The sequence below is a fragment of the Caenimonas koreensis DSM 17982 genome, from assembly GCF_009646335.1.
In the GTDB taxonomy this organism is placed as follows: Bacteria; Pseudomonadota; Gammaproteobacteria; order Burkholderiales; family Burkholderiaceae_C; genus Ramlibacter; species Ramlibacter koreensis.
In genome coordinates this window covers 1-18,430 of sequence record NZ_WJBU01000027.1, presented here as the reverse complement: position 1 = coordinate 18,430, position 18,430 = coordinate 1, and the positions used below count along the sequence as shown (strand labels likewise).

Genomic DNA, 18,430 nt, shown 5'->3' with positions numbered 1-18,430 from the left:
TATGTTGCTGCAGAACTGCCGCAGCGTGCATGCACAGGCTAAGGGTTGCTGTGATCTGACGGGCGGCCAGCAGGTCGGCCTGCAGCACGTCCTTCCGTTGCCAATGCGGTAGCCAGCGCCCGAAGGGCAGCAGGTCACGACACGCTCTGGTAGTAGATGTTCTGCGGATTGCGCGCCTGGGCGAAGAAGAACCAGCGCTCGGCCAGCAGGCCGGCCGCCTGCGAGGCCAGCGCCAGCAGCCAAGCCAGCGCCGAGCCGGACAGCAGCGCCCAGGCGGGCAGCCCTGGAAGCCCACCCGAGCCATGCGCACTGCGGGGGCCGAGGCGCCGTGGAAGAACTCGCGCGTGTTGAACGAGCCACCAGTCATGCCCATCGACTTCTGCACCACCCGCGCCGCATTGGATGCCTGTGGCGGTCTGCGTGGTGGACTTGGGCTTGAGCCGCGCATCGCGGCGCAGCGACAGCGTGCGGGTGAACCACGCCGGTGCTCTCGTTGGCCGAAGTTGCATCTGACGCGCATCTCGTTGCGCGCGGCAATTTCACGGTTGCTGGTGGTGCTCTCCAGCTACAGACCGCGCCTCGGTTTTAGCCGGTAAATCGCAAAACCGGACGCGTCTAGATGAACAAAGCCCCGGTCGGGCTGTTCAGCGTTTACTGCCGGACGCGGTACTGGATAAGCCGCAGGGCCATGCGATGCGGGACGCCGGGCTGCGGGAATCAAGCAGCTCCTGCCGGCGACCGTGAAGTACGTGGTCCGCGGCCGAGTTGCCTCCCCCCTACAAGCTCCCACTCCCCGTCTCCGGGCCCGCCAGCCGCCGCGACACCCAGGCCGTCGCCAGTCCGAGGAGGATCGCCCACTCCAGCGACAGCGTCACCGTCCCGGCGAAGGTCACGACCATCGGCAGCCGGTCGACCGGCTCATGCTTCCATAGGTGCCGGATCTCGCGCGGGTTCACCAGCCCCCACGCCACGACCACCAGCAGCCCCCCGATTACCGCCAGCGGAAGCCAGCGCGCCCAGGGCGCGACAAAGGACAGGATCACGATCAGCAGCACGGCGGCGCTGACCGCCGCCAGCGGCGTGCGGGCGCCGGCCGCCACGTTCACGCCGGAGCGGTTGAATGAACCGCTGGCTGGATACGATGAGAAGAAGGAGCCGGTCAGGTTGGCCAGCCCCTGGCCGACCAGTTCCTGGTTGCCGTCGAAAGGCTCGTTGGCGCGCCGCGCGAACGCCTTGGCGATCGCCATCGCCTCGGTCACCGCCAGCAGCGTCATCACCAGCGCCGGCAGCACCAGGTTCGGCACCTGGCGCAAGTCGGGCAGCGACAGCGGCGGCAGCGCCCCCGGCAGCGCCTCCACGGTGGCCGGCTGCGCGCCCAGCAGGCCGGCGGCGAGCCAGGTGATGGCGGTGCCGCCGATCACTGCCATCAAAATCGGCGGTATCCAGCGGCTGTGCCGCAGCGCCGCCAAATTGATCAGGATGGTGGCCATGGCGGCGATCACCGGTAGCGCCTGGATGGACTGCCCGGTCGTGAATACCGCCCGCAGCGTCTGCGCCACCGATAGCCCGCGCGGCAGGTCGAGTCCGAGCAGCGTGCCGACCTGGCTGTTGACGATCAGCACGGCGGCGCCGGCGGTGAAGCCGGCGATCACCGCATGCGGCACCAGCTCAACCCACTTGCCGACGCGCGCCATCCCCAGCAGCAACTGCAGCGCCCCCACCACGAACGTGAGCGTGAGCACCAGGCCCACGTACTGCGAACTGCCCACCGCCGCCAGCGGTGCCACCAGCGCCATGGTGGTGAGCGAGATGGCATTGGCCGGCCCCGTCACCATCAGGCGGCTGCTGCCGAACAGCGCGGCGATCACGCACGGCATCATCGCCGCATAGAGGCCGTAGGCGGGCGGCATGCCCGCCAGCGTGGCGAAGGCCACGCCCTGGGGCAGCACCACGATGGCCCCGGTCAGGCCGGCCAGCAGGTCCGCCCGCAGCACGTCCTTCTGCCGCCACTGCGGCAGCCAGCGCAGGAAGGGCAGCGCCGGCGTCACGACACTGCCTGGTAGTAGATGTTCTGCGGGTGCCGTGCCTGTGCAAAGAAGAACCAGCGCTCCGCCAGCAGGCCTGCTGCCTGAGATCCCAGCGCCAGCAGCCACGCCAGCGCCGAGCCGCTCAGCAGCGCCCAGGCAAGCAGCAGGATCGGCAGTGCGAAGGCCAGCACCTGAAAGCCTGTCCGCGCCATGCGCATTGCGTGTGCCGAAGCCCCATGGAAGAACTCTCGCGTATTGAAGGAGCCGCCGGTCATGCCCATGGACTTCTGCACCACCCGCGCCGCCTGGATGCCGGTCGCCGTCTGGGTGGTGGACTTCGGCTTCAGCCGCGCATTGCGGCGCAGCGACAGCGTGCGGGTGAACCACGCCAGCGCCGTGGCCGCCAGCGCCCAGGGGGCGATGTCGGAGGCGAACCCGGGTTCCCCCGCCATTACCGCCAGCGCGCCGGCCGTGACAAAGCCGGAGGCCAGGCCGAGCGTCGTGTAGTTCACCACCGTGAGCGGATGCGCCCATTCCTGGATGAAGCGGATGCAGGCATAGATCATCGCGGTGCAGTACCACAGGAGCACGGCGCCGACGATCGCCATTCCGGCGAGCCAGTGCGGCGCCACCGCGTCGCGCTGCGCCAGTGTGGCCAGCAGCGCCCAGCCGCCTACCAGCGCGATGAACGCCGGCAGCACGATCACCTCGCGCGACATCCAGGAGGTGCGCCACATCAGCACCGTACGCCAGGCGCGCAGCGGATGCCCCAGATGGAAGAAGGAGGCGACCAGGGCCACCAGCAACATGCCGGTGGCCGCCCAAAGCAGGGGGGCGAGCGCCGTGGCGGGCGCCATTCCGGCCAGAGTGGCCAACGCCAGTGCCACCACCATCCCCTGGGCGGCGCCGGCGATCGTGGTGAAAAGGATGATCGAGAGGGCTGGCTTCATCGGGCGTCTTTTTCCAACGCACCGCTGCCTGGCTTGTGCTTGCCGGACGCCGGTTCGCCCTTCAGGAAATCGCCCAGCCGGAACTTCGGCTGCGCCTGCGGCGCCGTGCTCCGGGTGACCTGGCGCGGAAGGTAGTGGTTGGCCGGCTGGGTCTCCCACTCAGGCATCAGCTGGTAGCCGCCACGCTCGCGGATCGCCTGCGATACCTCGGAGTCCGGATCCTTGACGTCGCCGAACAGGCGGGCGCCAGTCGGACAGGCCTTCACGCAGGCCGGCTTGCGGTCCTGCGGCGGCAGCAGCTCGTCGTAGATGCGGTCCACGCACAGGGTGCACTTGGTCATCACCTTGCGTTCCTCGTCGAACTCACGGGCGCCGTAGGGGCAGGCCCAGCTGCAATATTTGCAGCCGATGCACTTGTCGTAGTCCACCAGCACGATGCCGTCGCTCTTGCGCTTGTAGCTGGCACCGGTAGGGCAGACAGGCACGCAGGGTGGGTCCTCGCAGTGCAGGCAGCTCTTGGGGAAGTGGATGGTCTGCGTGTCCGGGTAGCTATCGGCCTCGAAGGTCTGGACCCGGTTGAAGAAGGTGCCGGTGGGCCGCTCGCCGTAAGCATTCAGGTCTGTCAGCGGGCCGGCCGCGCCCGAGGTGTTCCACTCCTTGCACGAGGTGACGCAGGCATGGCAGCCGACGCAGACATTCAGGTCGATGACCAGAGCGAGCTGCTTGGCCAGTGTTTCGGGGGCTGGCTGGACTGGGTTCATGGCTTCCTGGGAACGAGGTAGGCAAGCACCTTGCGGGCGCCGCCGAGCACGCCTGGGGCGCTCGGCACGGTTGCAATCTGGGGGAAGGTTTCCGCTGGTTCTTCGGGGGCCGCCGGGCGCAGGTTCACCCGCACGTCGTACCAGCCGGCTTGGCCGGTAACCGGGTCGGAGTTGCTGATGTGTCCGCCGGCAAAGGGCAGCTCCTCCGTGATCAGGTGATTGAGCAGGAAGCCCTTGCGTGACTCGTCGGCGGCAGGCGCCAACTGCCAGGCGCCGGAACCCTTGCCGATCGCGTTCCAAGTCCAGACCGTGCCCGGCTCCACCGCATCGCTGTAGCGCAGCATGCAGCGCAGCTCGCCCCAGGCGCTGGTCACCCAGGCCCAGCCGCCGTCCTCGATGCCAGCTTCCTGCGCGGTGCGCGGGTTCACGTACAGGTAGTTGTGGCTGTGGATCTGGCGCAGCCAGGCGTTCTGCGAATCCCAGGAGTGGTACATCGCCATCGGCCGCTGGGTGATCGCCGCCAGGGGGTAGCGGTCGGCGTCGATGCAGGCGGTCTCCAGCGGCGCATACCAGAACGGCAGCGGATCGAAGTAGGTGGCGATGCGCTCGCGCAGGTGCTCCGGCGGCTGGCGGCCCTTGCTCTTGCCCTGCGCGGCCAGCCGGAAGGCCTGCAGCGTGTCCGAGTAGATGGCCAGCTGCACCGGGTCGTTGCGCTGCCGCCAGCCCTTGTCCTTGGCGAAGTCCAGGTAAGGCTGGTTCCAGTTGCGCATGTACTGCTGGTCTTCCGGCATGTGGTACTGGAAAACGCAGTTGTTCCTGGCGTACATCTCCCACTGCCGGGGGTTGGGATCGCCGCGCAGGTGCTCAGTGCCCTCTTTGCCGCGCCAGCCCATGAGAAAGCCCACGCCCGGCTGGGCCTGGAAGTTGACGACGAAATCGGGATAGTCCTTGAACTTGCGCGTGCCGTCCTCTTGGGTGAAGGCGGGGAACTTCAGGCGCGAGGCCAGCTCGATCAGCACCTCCTGGAACGGCTTGCAGTTCCCGGTGGGCTCCACCACGGGGACTCGCACGGAATCCACCGGACCGTCGTACTCTGAGATCGGCCGGTCCAGCATGCTCATGACGTCGTGCCGCTCGAGATATGTAGTGTCCGGCAGCACCAGGTCGGCGAAGGCGACCATCTCGCTCTGGAAGGCATCGCACACCACCAGGAACGGAATCTTGTAGTTGCCGTCCTCGCCGCGCGCGTTGAGCTTCTTGCGCACCTCCATGGTGTTCATGGTGGAGTTCCACGCCATGTTCGCCATGAAGATCAACAGGGTGTCGATCTCGTAGGGGTCACCGCGCACCGCGTTGGTGATGACGTTGTGCATCATCCCGTGGGCCGACAGCGGGTGCTCCCAGGAGAACGCGTGATCGATGCGCAGCGGCGTTCCGTCCTCGTGCACCGCCAATTCGTCGGGACCGGCGGGAAAACCCAACGGCGCCGCGTTCAGCGGCGTGTTGGGCTTGATCATGGACGGGTCGTTGAAGGCCCGGTAGTTCGGCACGATGTGGCGCGGGTACGGCGCCTTGTGGCGGAAGCCGCCGGGGGCGTCGATGGTGCCCAGCACGCTCATGAGCACCGCCAGCGCGCGCACCGTCTGGAAACCGTTGGAATGCGCCGCCAGCCCGCGCATGGCGTGGAAGGCCACCGGCCGCCCTTGGGTGGTGGGGTGCCGCTTCCCCCACGCATCGGTCCATGGAATGGGAAGTTCGAAGGCCTGGTGCAGCGCCGTCTCCCCCACTTCCCGCGCCAGCTGGCGGATGCGCTCGGCCGGAATGCCAGTGATGTCCTCTGCCCACTCGGGCGTGGTGTCGGCAACGCGGTCTCGCAACAGCTGGAAGGCTGGCGCCACACGCGTCCCGTCCGCCAGCTTGTAGTGTCCCTCCAGCGCCAATTGGCGCCCTTCCTGCACGCCTTCCGGATAGGCCTGCACCACCCGGCCGCTGGCCAGGTCCCATGCCAGCTTGTTGTGCGGGTGGCGGCCGTCGCCGGGCGGGCCGGCGGCGGGATCGAAGGCGAACAGGCCTTCGCGCTCGCCCTCGTCCAGCACCACCAGTTGCGGCGCATTGGTGAACCGCTGCAGGAAGGACCGGTCGACCAGGCCTTGCGCGAGCAGTTCGTGCAGCAGCGCCATGAACAGTGCGCCGTCGGTGCCGGGGCGGATCGGAATCCACTCGTCGGCGATCGCCGAATAGCCGGTGCGCACGGGGTTGATCGAGATGAAGCGGCCGCCCTTGCGCTTGAAGTCGCCCAAGGCGATCTTCATCGGGTTGCTGTGGTGGTCTTCCGCGGTGCCTATCATCACGAACAGCTTGGCGCGATCCAGGTCCGGGCCGCCGAACTCCCAGAAGCTGCCGCCGACCGAATAGATCATGCCGGCAGCCATGTTCACCGAACAGAAGCCGCCGTGCGCCGCATAGTTCGGTGTGCCGAACTGGCGCGCGAACAGGCCGGTGAGGGCCTGCATCTGGTCGCGCCCGGTGAACAGGGCGAACTTCTTCGGATCGGTGGCGCGGATACGGCCCAGGCGCTCGGTGAGCAGCTCGTAGGCGCGCTCCCAGGAGATCGGCTCGAACTCACCCTCGCCCCGCTCGCTGCCTGGCCTGCGCAGAAGCGGCTGCGTCAGGCGCGCAGGCGATACCTGCTTCATGATTCCCGCGCTGCCCTTGGCGCAGATCACGCCCTTGTTGATCGGGTGGTCGGGATTGCCGTCGATGTACCGGACCTGCCCGTCGCGCAGGTGCACGCGTATGCCGCAGCGGCAGGCACACATGTAGCACGTAGTCGTCTTGACCTCGGTGTCCGCGGTGCTGCTCGCGGTTGCATCGTGCACCGGCTCGCTGGAGAGGAACTTGAACATAAGCTTATGCTAGACAGCGCACAGATTCGCGTGCCGCATAATTCCGGTCGCAGTGAATCAGAAAATCGATCAGAGACTGAAGCTCACGCTGCGCCAGCTGGAGGTGTTCGCGGCGGTGGCGCGCGGCGGCACGACGCGGGCCGCGGCCGACGAGATCTCGCGCTCGCAGTCGGCCGCGAGTAACGCGCTCGGCGAGCTGGAGGCCGTGCTTGGTGCGCAGCTCTTCGACCGGGTGGGCAAGAAGCTGGTCATCAACGAGAATGGGCGGGCCCTGCTGCCGCGCGCGGCCGGAATCCTGGAGCAGGCGGTGGAGACGGAAGCCCTGTTCACCGCGGCCCATGCGGCGTCGCTGCGGCTGGCCGCCAGCTACACGATCGGCGAGTACCTGCTCCCGGTGCTGATCGCCAGGTGGAAGCAGGCGAACCCGCGCAGCCACGTGCTGCTGGATATCGCCAACACGCATGACGTGTTCGAGCGGGTCGCCTCGTTCCGCTCCGACATCGGTTTCATCGAGGGGACCCACAGCCACCCGGAGCTCTCGGTCAGCAAGTGGCGCAGCGATGAGATCGTCGTGGTCGCCGCCGCCGGCCACCCGTTGGCGGAACGCCGCGCCGGCGCACGCCAGCTGAACCATGCCACCTGGGTCCTGCGCGAACCCGGCTCTGGCACTCGGGAAGCCTCGGACCGCTGGCTGATCCCGCATCTGACACAGATGGAGGTGGAGCTCGAGCTGGGGAGCAACGAGGCGGTCAAGCGCGTCGTGGCCGCAGGACTGGGCCTGGGGTGCCTGTCGCGGCTGGCGGTGAAGGAGGCGATCGCCGAGGGGTGGCTGGTGGAGCTTGCCACAACCCTGCCGCCGATGCAGCGCACGCTCTCCATCGTGCTGCACCGGGCGAAGAAGCTGGGCGCCGCAGCCGAAGGGTTCCTGCGCCACTGCACGACGGACTGACACGGCCCGAGGACGATCGATTATTCAGGTCAATGCGACCTGAATATTGCGTTCTCGAACTCCAGGCGGGCGCTATGCTGGCCGTATGCGACCCGACGTGGGGCCCACCGCCTGCCTCTCCTTCGAACCCGACGAAGCTCGCTGCCTGCTGTGGCTGCCGCTCGCTGTGCGCCACAAACTGGACGGCTGCCGGCTGCGGCTGTCGCTGCTCGAGTGGCAAGCGCTGCCGCTGGAGACGCGTGCGGAACTGCTGCACTTGCCTGCCGGCGCGGACTTCGCGCTGTGCGCGCTCCAGGCCGGCGCCAGTCGCGACACGCGCCTGCGGCAACCGGCGCGCCTGGAGGCTTACGAGGTCGCCCAGGCGCTGGACTGCGATGCCGCCGCGGCCGGTGCTTGGCTCGCCGCTGCGACGCCTTTTGCGCACTATGTTCTCAGCAGGCGGAATCGGGCTAAAACTTGGGTGGCCGCCGGCGGAGTGGGGCTCGCTGCGCGGTGAAGGGGACGCGTACAAGCGCGAATCAGTGCGGCGGCCGATCCCAAGCAACGCGAACGCGAGCTGGAGGCGGAACTGAGCGAGCTCACCTCCTCGTTCCTCACTGCAGAAGCCTTCAGCGTGGAGGACAATCATCGACCCGCGTGACACGCGGCGGTAGTGTGCCGCCTCATCGATGCCGCGCAGTCGCGCCTGCACAGGTTCCTCATGCGTGCGGACTCAACGTCCCAGCAGGGCTGAGGCGGCGATGCTGACGCCGGTGGCGAGAAGCAACACGCACACGATCCTGAGCACCGTCTCGCGTCGCCAGCGGGGGGGATAGCGTCGCAGCAGCCAGGACGTCCCCAGCACCGCAGGGGCGGCGAGCAGGATCATCTTCAGCGCAAGCAGGCTGAACTGTCCCGTTGCCAGGACGACGACAATCCGCATCACGCTCATCGTGGTCAGCGCGGCGACCAAGGTGGCCCGCAGTGCTTCCATTGCCATGGGCTGTCGGTAGAAGTGGTACACAAGCGGGGGGCCGCCGGCCGAAAACAGGCCGCCCAGCACTCCCGAGAGCAGGCCGAAGCCGCCGAACCAGATGCCGCTGGACCGTACTGGCAGCACGTTTCCCGGCCGCAACATGGTGATCGCGCATGCGAAGATGGTCACGCCGAGCAGCACGCCCAACACGGTCATGACGTTTGCGCTCAGCCACTGTAGCAACAGCACACCGGCGAGAACCCCCGGCGCGGATCCAGCCACCGCCTCGCGATAGGCAGTACGGTCGACGTGTCTCAGCGAGGTGCGCAGCATTGCCGCCGCGCCCAGCACGGCCAGCGTGGTTGCCACGTTCGCCAGGTCGGTCACGGGCGCAAGCTGGAACAGGCCGGCGAGCCCAAGCAGTACCAGCACGAACGCGAAGCCTGTCAGCCCCTGCGCCAGGGTCGCGACCACCACGAAAGCGATGAACAGTGCGACCTGGGCGCCGCTCATGCGCCCCTCTCGCCAGGAAAGTGCAACCCTGGGCGACCGGAAATGATCTGGAGTGTCCTCAGCACCTGAATGGCTTGCCGAACCAGCGGGGTGTGCATTCGTTGCATGTCCAGCGTTCAAAGGTGTTCACCATTGGAAAGCATTCGATCTCGAGGCTTATCGCGTGCCGAACGCTCGCGGAAGGCATCTAGCCCTCGCTCAATGTTCAGTCGGCAGCCTGGCTCAAGCTTCGCTCTGCGACGATACCTGGGCATTCGTCACGTACGAACTCGCCGTTTGGCCAACACTCCGCGACATTGCAAGCCGCCCATCAGGAGCATTCGCGTTGTGAGCAACCGCTTGGCTGCGACATCTACAGCGGCAGATGCGTAAATGCATCGAGGACGCGTGTCTCCAGTTGCACCCGATGGACGCTGAAGCGCCAGCCGCTCCCGACCCGCACCAGCTCGTCAAGGTAGCGGCCCACCACGAAGAGGCTGGTCTCCCCTGTTGGCAGGGTGCGAAATACCGAGAAGGCCGTTTGCCCTCGCGCCGCGTCACCCGTCACGCTCACCAGCGGCGGTCCCAGCACGTGCAGACGCTTGGCCGGATCACGCACGTGTCTCGGCACCTCCGAGATGGTTTTTTGCAGCAGCGGCAATTCCTGCTTCCACCATGCCAGCTCCTTGCCAAGCTCAGTGCTGTACGCGGTGATCTCGTACAAGCCATCCGAATGGAACTGCTCCAGCCATTCGGAAAGCTTCTCGGCGTTCAACAGCGCGGCCGTGCGCTGGATGAACTGCTGCACCTCGAACGCGTCCAGAAGATTCTCGTAGCTCACAGCGTCACCTCTTGTGCGTGCGCCTCGAACGGTGCTGACGCGCTTCGCCCCATCAGCCGGTTCCACTCTTGATAATAGGCTCGCAGGTTCGCGTCGTCCGTCGGATTGAGGTCTTCCTCTCGCGCGAGAATGCTGTAGCGGACTGCGTCGGCACGCATGGCACGGTACTGCGATTCCACCGCAATCAGGTCCTCCGGCAGGTTGCGCCCCGCCGGGCCCCAGAACATGTTGTGATGGCGCAGCCTTAGCTCCCGCGTCTCGGCATCGTCGCCGGCGACACCAAGCCCCCGCCATTCGACCATCGTGTGCTGCTCGTCGATCGGAATCATGCGGTCGATCCGCACCACGTTCGAGCGAATATTCACCATCAGATCAGGAAACAAGTTGACCACCCGCATTTCATTGTCGCGCATGCCCGGCAACGTGCCCCCGGTCACATTGGTGTAGCCGCCGCGCTCGTACGCGACGGCGGCCTCGCCCTCGGACCAGTAGCCACTATGGCCATTGGGAAACAGGCGCAGCTTCATCGGGCTGGTCTTGCCCAACACCCAGGGTTGCGTCGCCCGGTTGATCGCGTGCAGCATGCTGTGATAGCGTTCGCTGTTGTTGTCCTGCCAGAGCTTCCAGTTCGTCTTGACCACTGCCTTGTGGAAGTGGATGACTTGCATCGGCACCGACCCGAGTGGGTCCTGCAATGGGCGGAGGATTTCTCCGAGGTACTCCCTCAACGCAGGCGCTTGCGGATCCAGACAGGTGAAGACCAGCCCGAGCACGGACTCGGTCCTCACCGGAACGAGGCCGAGCGCAGCCTTGTCTAGACATGCGCGCTCGTATCCTTCCGGCTTGGAGACCGCTCGCAGGCTTCCGTCCAACCCGTAGTTCCAGTGGTGGTAGAAGCAAGTGAACGAGCGCGCGTTGCCGGACTCGGAACGCACCACTTCCGCGGCACGATGCCGGCAGACGTTGAAGAAGGCTCGGATGCTGCCGCTTTCGTCGCGGACCACGATGAGTGGCTTTCCCGCGACCTGCGTGGTGCGGAAGTCACCGCTGTTCGGCAGCTCGCTCTCATGGCAGACAAACTGCCACACCTTGGAGAACAGACGTTCCTGTTCCTCCCGGAAGATGGATGGATCGGTGAAGATCCGGTTGTCCAGATAGTGGGTGGGCGGCAATGCCGGAGGCAAGTGGCCAGGGTTCTGCATGGGATGTACCTGCTTGGTTCGGCGCGGAGCGCGCGCCTTGGAAAAAATCGGTGGCCGGTAACGCTACTCGGCGACGAGGCCCGCCTGCTTGGCGACCCTGCCCCAGGTTTCAGCTTCCCGCTTCAGGAACTTTGCAAATTCCTCCGGTGAGTTCGCAACAACGTCGAACTCGTTGGCTTCCATGTTTTTCTGCACTCCGGGACTCATGAGCGCCCGCGCGAACTGCTGCTGCATGTCGCGCACCACCGGGTCCGGCGTGCTGGCCGGAGCAAGGAAACCGATCCAGATGGTGGCACTGAAATTCGGGAAGCCTGCCTCCGCCATGGAGGGGACATTGGGAAGCGCCTTCAGCCGCTTGCTGCCGGTGACCGCGAGCGCTTTGAGCCGGCCGTCCTTGACGTAGGGAATGACGTTTGCCGCCGCAAATACCCCTGCGTGGGTCACCTTGCCGAGGAGATCGGTCATGGCGGGGGCAGCCCCCTTGTAGGGGATGTGCTTGATCTCGACGCCCGCACGGGACTTGAACAGCTCCATCGTGAGGTGCGACGCACTGCCGGTGCCGATGGATCCGAAGTTCATGTTCCCATCGGACTTCTTCGCGAGCGCCACGAACTCAGCCAAGGTGGACACTGGGACTTCAGAGTTGACCACCAGGACCTGCTCGGAGGTAACACCCAGCGTGATCGGCTTCAGATCCTTCTGCAGATCGTATTGCAGGTTCTTTGAGAGGAACGTACTGATGACGAGCGGATTGAAACCGGTGAGGATGGTGTGACCGTCACCCGGCGACTTCGCAACCAGGGTAGCGGCAATGTTGCCCGACGCGCCTGGTTTCGCATCGGCGATCACCGGCTGACCGAGAGCCTGCTGCAACGCCGGGATCACGGCACGCGCGACGAGATCAACCGTTCCGCCCGATGCCGGCACGACGATGCGCACGGGCTTGCTCGGTGTCCAGGATTGCCCGAACGCAAGGGGTGAGGCCAGAGCGGCCGAAGCAACGCAAATCAGCGTGAATATTTGGCGCATGGGAAGCCTAGAGGAGGATGATGGCGCGTCTGTCGACGCGGCTGCGATCGTTGATTGCCGGCCTACTCTAGTCGTTCCCGCGGGCCGGGGTCTTGCGGGTTACCCTCAAAATGTCCGGAGCGTGGACAGATCAGAGTCGCGTCGAGATGTCGCGCGCCGCCTTGGCGGTCTGGCTGCGACAGGAGCGCAGTGCGGCGCCGCGCAGCCGCATCTCCGTCCCGAACACGCAGACTGCCGCCACCGGCTGGCCGCTTTTTGTCAGCACCGGCGAGGCGACGGCCACCGTCCCCGCCATCACTTCAGCGTGCGTCACGAGCACACCGTCCTGGAGCGCGGTCTGGATGTCACGGGCGATCTGGTCGCGTGCACGGCGGCTGAGATTGCTGAGCGACTGCCGCCGCTGGTCCGGCGTCAAGTGCGCCAGTATGACCTTGCCGCTGGCACCGTTGTGCAGCGGCTCGGTGTAACCCACTCCGCGGCTGAACGAGAGGGCCTGAGGGCTCTTCCGCTCGAAGACGCACATGCGATGGGAAGCGGAGACGGGCATCATGAGCGCGACGGTTTCCTGGGTGCTGCGCCAAAGCTGCTCCAGTGGGCCGGCAGCCAGCGTGACCAGCGGAGGCGCAGGCGTCCACGTGCTCGCGAGCAAGCCGATGCGGGCGCCCAGTTGGAAACGTAGCGGGTTGCCGAACGAGTAGATCAGCCCCCTGCTTTCCAGTGTTCGCAACAGTCGGTAGAGAGTGGGTCGGGACAGCCCGGTGCGCTGCTGCAGCGCAGGAATGTCGAGAACCGGCTCCTGTTGTGTGAAACTGAAGAGCACATCGATGGCGCGTTCCACGGAACGCACCGAGCTGTCACTCGACATCGGGCTTGTGGGGGGGTGCGACTTCGGATGCAGCTCTGCCATAGGATGCTTGCTGAGACTTACCGATCAATGACACGCACCCAGTGAAAAGGGCGAGCGCCTGCCTGTCAAAGTGATCATCTTCGTCGAGGTGCTTCTCGGTGTGGAGTAAGGTGCAGAACCGGCCCTGCCCTGCTTGTGTGAGCCAGAGCAGCAGCAGCGACGGAGTTGCAAATCGCCGGCTGCCGCTCGCCGTACGCCCACAAGCTGGAGGAATGCGGTCTGCGGCTGTCGCGGGAACAGTGGCAAGCGCTTCCGATGGCGATGCGACTCGAACTCCTGCAAGTGCCTGCTGGCCCGGAGTTCGCGCGCCGTGCGCAGGCGTCAGGAGCCCGCCGCGATGGCCGGGCGGGTGAACCGGCATCCCTGCAGGTCAGCGATGTAGCCAGTGCGCTGGACTGCGATGATGCGGCTGCCCCTGCTTGGTTGGCGGCCGCTGGTCTTTTTGCGCTGTACGCGATGGCCAAGATCCGCAATAGCCCACCGGCCCAAGCAAGCGCTCCCAGGAGCGCGTGCGGTCCGCTTGCGGGGGGCGGCATCGAGCGGACGTCCTGAAAAAGCCAGGCTTGCAGCAGGGGCGGGCTGGCGTGCGCGCTTGGCGCAAGGATCTCGCTAGCGGCCTTGGGCATCCGGTCGACTCCTCGCGCTCGGGCTTCCGGCCCACGCGGCGCAGCCGCGTCGTCGGCCTCAAAGGTCCAGAACAAGGCAAGCTGACTTGGAGCGGGAACAGCAAGGCAGGAACTGGTCGTTCGCGGACTGCTCCTGCGGCGTCAGGTACATGTCCCGATGGTCGGGCTCGCCTTCGAGCACGCGTGTGAGGCAGGTCCCACACACGCCTTGCTCGCATGAGGTCGGCACCAGGATACCTTCGGCCGCAAGCGCCGAGGTCACGGTGGCGTCGGCCGCAACGCGGATGGTTCGACCGGAGCTGGCTAGCTTGACCTCGAAGCTTCCGTCGGTGGCCAGCTTCTGCGGCGCGGCGCTGAAGAACTCGTAGTGAAGCTGGTCCTGCGGCCAGCCGCTGCTGCGCGCATTGGACAGCACAGCGTCCATAAAACCCTGGGGGCCGCAGGTGTAGATGTGGACTCCGCGCCGTGGCGTGCGCAGCAGCGCGGGCAAATCGAGCTTCTGCTGCTGCGGGCCGTCGTCAAGGTGCAACTGCACGTGCGCTGCATAGCCGGCCTGCTGGATGCGCTCCCGGAACGCTGTGCGTTCCACCGAACGCGTGCAGTAATGAAGGGTGAAAGGCAGCTTGAGCACGTACAGCCGCTCGGCCATGCACAGTAAGGGCGTGATGCCGATGCCGCCAGCGATCAGCAAGGTCTCCTCGGCACCCGGAGTGAGTGGGAAATGGTTGCGGGGTGCGCTGATGGTGATCACATCACCTTCGCGCACGAGCTCGTGCATCGCGCGCGACCCTCCCCTACCCCGCGGGTCCTTGAGCACGGCAATCTGGTAGCGGTGCGACTCCGCCGGATCGTTGCACAGCGAGTACTGGCGCGTGACACCAGAGGGCAACAGAACGTCCACGTGCGAGCCCGCAGAGAACGGAGGCAGTGCCCTGCCGTCGGTGCTCACCAGTTCGAACAAGGCAATGTCCAGCGCAAGGGCAATCTTGCGCGCCACGCGCACTTGCAGCATTTGCGCATTCATGGTCTCGACTTCTCCCGACTGGCAGACGAAGAAATGCTCGCGCCGCGCTGCGGACCGGCAGCCGACGCGGCTGTCCCGATCCGTAGAATCTGCGCATGCGCAACGCTCCCCGTGTGCCTCTTGAAAACAGAATCTCTTACCGCTGCCTGTCGGTGGCATCGCGCATCACACGCCATCTCGCCCCGTGGTGGAAGAGCGAGTTCGGCCTGACGGTGACCAGCTGGCGTGTCATGGCCGTCATCGGACGCTACGAGCCCCTCTCGGCGATGCAGGTCGCCGAGCGCACCAGCACCGATGCCTTCTTCGTCGGCCGGGCGATCGACAAGCTGGTCGAACAGGGCTACCTCAAGAAGGGCGTGGACCCCGAGGACCGCCGGCGATTGCGACTGAGCCTGACGGCCACCGGCAGGAAAGTCCACCGGCAGGTGGAGGACATGATCAACCTGGTGGAAGCCGACCTTCTCGCCGGGATTCCCGCCGATGATCTGAGTACCTTCTTCACCACCATGTCCCTGCTGGAAAGCCGAGCCGGCAGGCTTGGCGCCTGCGATCCGTAGCCGGGTCACTTGTCCAGCGTGATCCCCGCCTTGCGAATCACGCCGCCCCAGCGCTTGTACTCGGCCTTCAGGTAGGCATCGAACTCCTCCGGAGTCATCCCTCGGCTTTCCACGCCGAGTTCCTTCAACTTCTCCTGGACCTCACCCTGATTCAGGATCTGGCGCATCTCATCGGAGAGCTTGCGACGGATCTCGATGCCGGTGCCTGCGGGTGCCAGCACCGCGAACCATGGGCCCGAGACGATTTCAGGGTGACCCGCCTCGGCGAAGGTCGGCACCTGCGGCAGCACGGTGCTGCGTCGGGCAGACGCGATCGCGATGGGACGCAGCTGGCCGGATCGGATGCGCGGCACGAGATTGATCGTGTCCCCGATCATCATGCCGACCCGCCCGGCCAGAACGTCCGTCAGGGCGGGAGGAAACCCCTGATAGGCAACGTGAGTGAGACCAAGCCCAGTCAGCTGATTGATCAGTTCGCCGGTGACGTGCCCGGTGGTGCCCACTCCTTGCGTGCCAAACGTCATCTTGTCCGGGTTTGACTTGGCAAAAGCAAGCAAGTCGGAAAAACTCGACACCGGGAACGCTTGGTTGGTCACCAAAACATTCGGTGCCTCGGCCACGATGGTGACCGGCGCGAACGCAGTTTCGGCGTTGTAAGGCAGGCGCTTCATCAGGAAGGGATTGAGCACCAGCGGCCCCTGCGCCGTGAACAGGAAGGTGTGCCCGTCGGCCGCGGCCCGCGCCACCAAGTCCGCACCGACGGTTCCACCTGCGCCGGGGCGGTTCTCCACCACGACGTTTTGACCGAGCCGTCCTTCCAAGTGCCGGCCCATCAGACGGGCCACTACGTCGATTGAGCCGCCTGCGGCAAACGGGACCACGAAGCGGATCGGCTTGGACGGCCAGGAATCCCTGGGCTGGGCCTGCGCCGCAAACGCACAGGCGGTCGCCACTACAGCGGCAGCCAGGGCGAGGGCTTGGCGGAACTTCACGAGAACATTCACCGGAGTCTCCTTTGGATTGGTGGCGATGCACGGGCGCGCCCTTCGGCGGCGCGCGCCCGACCACTGCAGCGGCGCGCTCAGGCGCTCGGCAAGGTCGCAGGATGGGTTCCCGCCTGGTCTGCGGTCATCTCCTTGGGCAAGAGTATGGCGACGGCGCGCCGCTTGTACAGATCGGCGCGCGCGACGGCCGCCGGGATCGTGCCTTCCGTGGCGAACCTCTTCGCGGATTCGATCAGGCGCCGGCGGCACTTGACGATCGCGGTATCCGAGGAGCCCAGGTGTTCCTTGGTCCGGTCGGCGATCGCGCCCTGGCTCTCCTGCACTGCGAGGTCCTGCAGCTGGGCGCTCAGGATGCCGGTGAACGAGCCGCTCTTCTGGAGGGTGCGGTCCATCAGGTAATCGTTGGCGCGGTTGCCTTCGGGGATGTACGTTCCCGGAACCAGCTTCGCGTAGTCGAGGCCGCCGCCCTTGTACTCGGCGAGTTCATCGTCGCTCAGAGGACGTCCGGCGTGGTAGCGGATGCGGTACCACCAGCAGTTCTCATCGTCGATGGGGATGAACAGGTTGGCCCTGCAGACCAGGCCTTCGGCTGTCGGCACCAGCACGGCCGCGGGCATCAGCCACTGCGTGATGCGCCAGTAGTAGGTGTCCTCGCCTCCGTCCCGGCGCGCAGAGATGCGCATGCCGTACTCGGTGTCCTCGCAGAAAAAGCGTGGCGCCCCGTCGGCGTCGCCGTACTCCTGCAGGTGGCCGACGTTGAACACGTCCTTCTGCATGGGTGCCATGGACCGGTGCAGAAAGGTGAGGTGCGCTGTATCGATGCTGCCTTCCAGCGCCTGCTGGTAATTGCATTTCATCAGGCACTTCGAGGTGTAGAAGTTCTGTGCCGGCAGGCCCATGAATTCCATCTGCGGCAAAGGCGGGATGGACTCCTGCGGGCCCAGGTAGGCCCAGACGATGCCGCCGGCTTCGTGGACCGGGTATGCCTTGGCGCGAATGTTCGGATTGCACCGCATCGGGCTGCCGGCAGGTTCACTCGGCATGTCCAGCAGCTCGCCGGTGACGCTGAACTTCCAGCCGTGGTACACGCAGCGCAGGCCGCCCTCCTCGTTGCGCCCGAAGAAGAGCTCGGCCAGGCGGTGCGGGCAATGCGCGTCCAGCAGCCCGACCTTCCCGCTGGAGTCCCGGAAGGCAACGAAGTTCTCGCCCATCAGCCGAACCCGCACCGGAGCGCAATCGGGCGCCGGCAGCTCCTCGCACAGAAGCGCGGGCTGCCAGAACTGCCGGAACAGGCCACCCATGGCAGTGCCGGGGCCGACGCGGGTGAGGATCTCATTGTTCTCGGAATTCAGCATGTGTGACCTCGGACGAAAATTACTTGCGGTTCGCTATTATTCGATGGCGCCCGCGGGCTGTCAATGCGGCGCCCCTCGCCCCCGCCGCCGGTGGGGGCGTTCGCGGGTCACACGCACGCGCTGCCGAGGTGAGCGGCCCGAACTCAGCAATCCAAGGTGCGCAGCACGTCCGGCAGGATCCGCCGGACCTGAGCGGAGATGAACGGCACCCCAAGCGGGTCGCCGAACACTCCGGCGGTAGGCGGACCGACGGCCCTCAGCGTGGGTTGCGGGTTCCCGGCCGCATCCAGCGCTTCGCAGTGGGACCCCACATGCACGCCGATGCCGGTCGGGTCCAGCCGCAGCCAACCGCGGTCTGCGAGGGCATTCAGAAAGGGGTTGGACCGCCAGGCAGTGCCGGGGTCGAGCCCGGTGCAGTTCACCACCCAGTCGAAGTGCCTGACGGCCGGCTCCCCCGAACGGGGTCCATTTGATTTCAGTGTCAAAAGTGACGGTTCGCTTCCCCAGCAACGGCGCGGGCATGGGCAGGTAACTTGTTGATTTCAAAGGGATTGCTGTTCGGTATTTCGCCGCGTATCGTTGGCTGCCTTTCGAGAGACGAGGAGCAACCGAAATGCAAGGCTGGCAGACCCCATACCTTGGCCTGCGCGATCTGCCGCGCGAGCTCACTGACTTTGAACTCCAGGCCTTCTTCAGCTTCAGTCAAGCCGAGCTGGAGCTGATCTCAAGGCGGCGAGGCGACAACCACAAGCTGGGCCTGGCACTGCACATCGGTTTCGTGCGCATGAGTGGCCGACCGTTGAACAGTGTGCGTGCAGTCCCGCCAGTGTTGCTGCGTCACCTGG

At 66.0% G+C, this 18,430-nt stretch carries 17 protein-coding genes and 1 pseudogene; 4 read left to right on the top strand and 14 right to left on the bottom strand.

Annotated elements, in window-relative coordinates:
- Positions 1-134: 134 nt before the first annotated feature.
- The 5 genes and pseudogenes from GHT07_RS20065 to GHT07_RS20045 form a co-directional block, all read right to left on the bottom strand.
- A pseudogene (locus GHT07_RS20065) lies at positions 135-470 on the bottom strand (DMSO reductase); the annotation flags it as partial.
- A 306-nt stretch (positions 471-776) separates the two neighbouring features.
- Entirely contained in the window at positions 777-2,048 is a 1,272-nt protein-coding gene (locus GHT07_RS20060; protein WP_070401267.1) for a SulP family inorganic anion transporter, read from the bottom strand.
- Positions 2,045-2,977 (bottom strand): dimethyl sulfoxide reductase anchor subunit family protein, encoded by a 933-nt coding sequence (locus GHT07_RS20055; RefSeq protein WP_070401268.1) that lies wholly within the window; start codon positions 2,975-2,977, stop codon positions 2,045-2,047. The genes GHT07_RS20060 and GHT07_RS20055 overlap by 4 nt, the downstream gene beginning before the upstream one ends.
- Positions 2,974-3,738 carry a 4Fe-4S dicluster domain-containing protein gene (locus GHT07_RS20050; protein WP_070401269.1) on the bottom strand — a complete coding sequence of 255 codons (765 nt, stop codon included), beginning with the start codon at positions 3,736-3,738 and terminating at the stop codon, positions 2,974-2,976. The genes GHT07_RS20055 and GHT07_RS20050 overlap by 4 nt, the downstream gene beginning before the upstream one ends.
- Entirely contained in the window at positions 3,735-6,644 is a 2,910-nt protein-coding gene (locus GHT07_RS20045) for a molybdopterin oxidoreductase family protein (RefSeq protein ID WP_070401270.1), read from the bottom strand. The genes GHT07_RS20050 and GHT07_RS20045 overlap by 4 nt, the downstream gene beginning before the upstream one ends.
- Before the next feature lie 52 nt (positions 6,645-6,696).
- Here GHT07_RS20045 and GHT07_RS20040 point away from each other — a divergent pair, with 52 nt between their 5' ends.
- On the top strand, positions 6,697-7,593 hold the full coding sequence (locus GHT07_RS20040; protein WP_070401271.1) for a LysR family transcriptional regulator: 897 nt from the start codon (positions 6,697-6,699) through the stop codon (positions 7,591-7,593).
- Positions 7,594-7,678: 85 nt separating this feature from the next.
- Positions 7,679-8,089: a nitrate reductase associated protein gene (locus GHT07_RS20035; protein ID WP_083293375.1), complete on the top strand. Its 411-nt coding sequence runs from the start codon at positions 7,679-7,681 to the stop codon at positions 8,087-8,089.
- 216 nt (positions 8,090-8,305) lie between these two features.
- On the opposite strand, the gene GHT07_RS20030 is transcribed toward GHT07_RS20035, so the two are convergent.
- From GHT07_RS20030 to GHT07_RS20005, 6 genes are all read right to left on the bottom strand, one after another.
- Positions 8,306-9,061 carry a TSUP family transporter gene (locus GHT07_RS20030; RefSeq protein WP_070401273.1) on the bottom strand — a complete coding sequence of 252 codons (756 nt, stop codon included), beginning with the start codon at positions 9,059-9,061 and terminating at the stop codon, positions 8,306-8,308.
- Between the two features lie 352 nt (positions 9,062-9,413).
- Complete coding sequence (locus GHT07_RS20025) at positions 9,414-9,881, bottom strand: nuclear transport factor 2 family protein (protein ID WP_070401274.1); 468 nt, start codon at positions 9,879-9,881, stop codon at positions 9,414-9,416.
- Positions 9,878-11,083, bottom strand: a complete 1,206-nt coding sequence (locus GHT07_RS20020; RefSeq protein WP_070401275.1) for an aromatic ring-hydroxylating oxygenase subunit alpha — start codon at positions 11,081-11,083, stop codon at positions 9,878-9,880. The genes GHT07_RS20025 and GHT07_RS20020 overlap by 4 nt, the downstream gene beginning before the upstream one ends.
- 63 nt (positions 11,084-11,146) lie before the next feature.
- Positions 11,147-12,022, bottom strand: a complete 876-nt coding sequence (locus tag GHT07_RS20015; protein WP_175442901.1) for a Bug family tripartite tricarboxylate transporter substrate binding protein — start codon at positions 12,020-12,022, stop codon at positions 11,147-11,149.
- 220 nt (positions 12,023-12,242) lie between these two features.
- Positions 12,243-12,950, bottom strand: coding sequence for an IclR family transcriptional regulator (locus tag GHT07_RS20010; RefSeq protein WP_175442902.1), 708 nt, complete (start codon positions 12,948-12,950; stop codon positions 12,243-12,245).
- Between the two features lie 753 nt (positions 12,951-13,703).
- Positions 13,704-14,669 (bottom strand): PDR/VanB family oxidoreductase, encoded by a 966-nt coding sequence (locus GHT07_RS20005; RefSeq protein ID WP_070401278.1) that lies wholly within the window; start codon positions 14,667-14,669, stop codon positions 13,704-13,706.
- Between the two features lie 95 nt (positions 14,670-14,764).
- Between GHT07_RS20005 and GHT07_RS20000 the strand changes: the two genes are divergently transcribed.
- Complete coding sequence (locus GHT07_RS20000) at positions 14,765-15,226, top strand: MarR family winged helix-turn-helix transcriptional regulator (protein WP_083293378.1); 462 nt, start codon at positions 14,765-14,767, stop codon at positions 15,224-15,226.
- Positions 15,227-15,231: 5 nt separating this feature from the next.
- On the opposite strand, the gene GHT07_RS19995 is transcribed toward GHT07_RS20000, so the two are convergent.
- From GHT07_RS19995 to GHT07_RS19985, 3 genes are all read right to left on the bottom strand, one after another.
- Positions 15,232-16,230, bottom strand: a complete 999-nt coding sequence (locus GHT07_RS19995) for a Bug family tripartite tricarboxylate transporter substrate binding protein (protein ID WP_153586876.1) — start codon at positions 16,228-16,230, stop codon at positions 15,232-15,234.
- Between the two features lie 77 nt (positions 16,231-16,307).
- Positions 16,308-17,585 carry a Rieske 2Fe-2S domain-containing protein gene (locus GHT07_RS19990; protein WP_070401280.1) on the bottom strand — a complete coding sequence of 426 codons (1,278 nt, stop codon included), beginning with the start codon at positions 17,583-17,585 and terminating at the stop codon, positions 16,308-16,310.
- A gap of 143 nt (positions 17,586-17,728) precedes the next feature.
- Complete coding sequence (locus tag GHT07_RS19985) at positions 17,729-18,070, bottom strand: FAD/NAD(P)-binding protein (RefSeq protein ID WP_153586875.1); 342 nt, start codon at positions 18,068-18,070, stop codon at positions 17,729-17,731.
- A gap of 128 nt (positions 18,071-18,198) precedes the next feature.
- Between GHT07_RS19985 and GHT07_RS19980 the strand changes: the two genes are divergently transcribed.
- On the top strand, positions 18,199-18,430 hold a 232-nt coding region (locus tag GHT07_RS19980), incomplete at its 3' end, for a DUF4158 domain-containing protein (protein WP_153586874.1).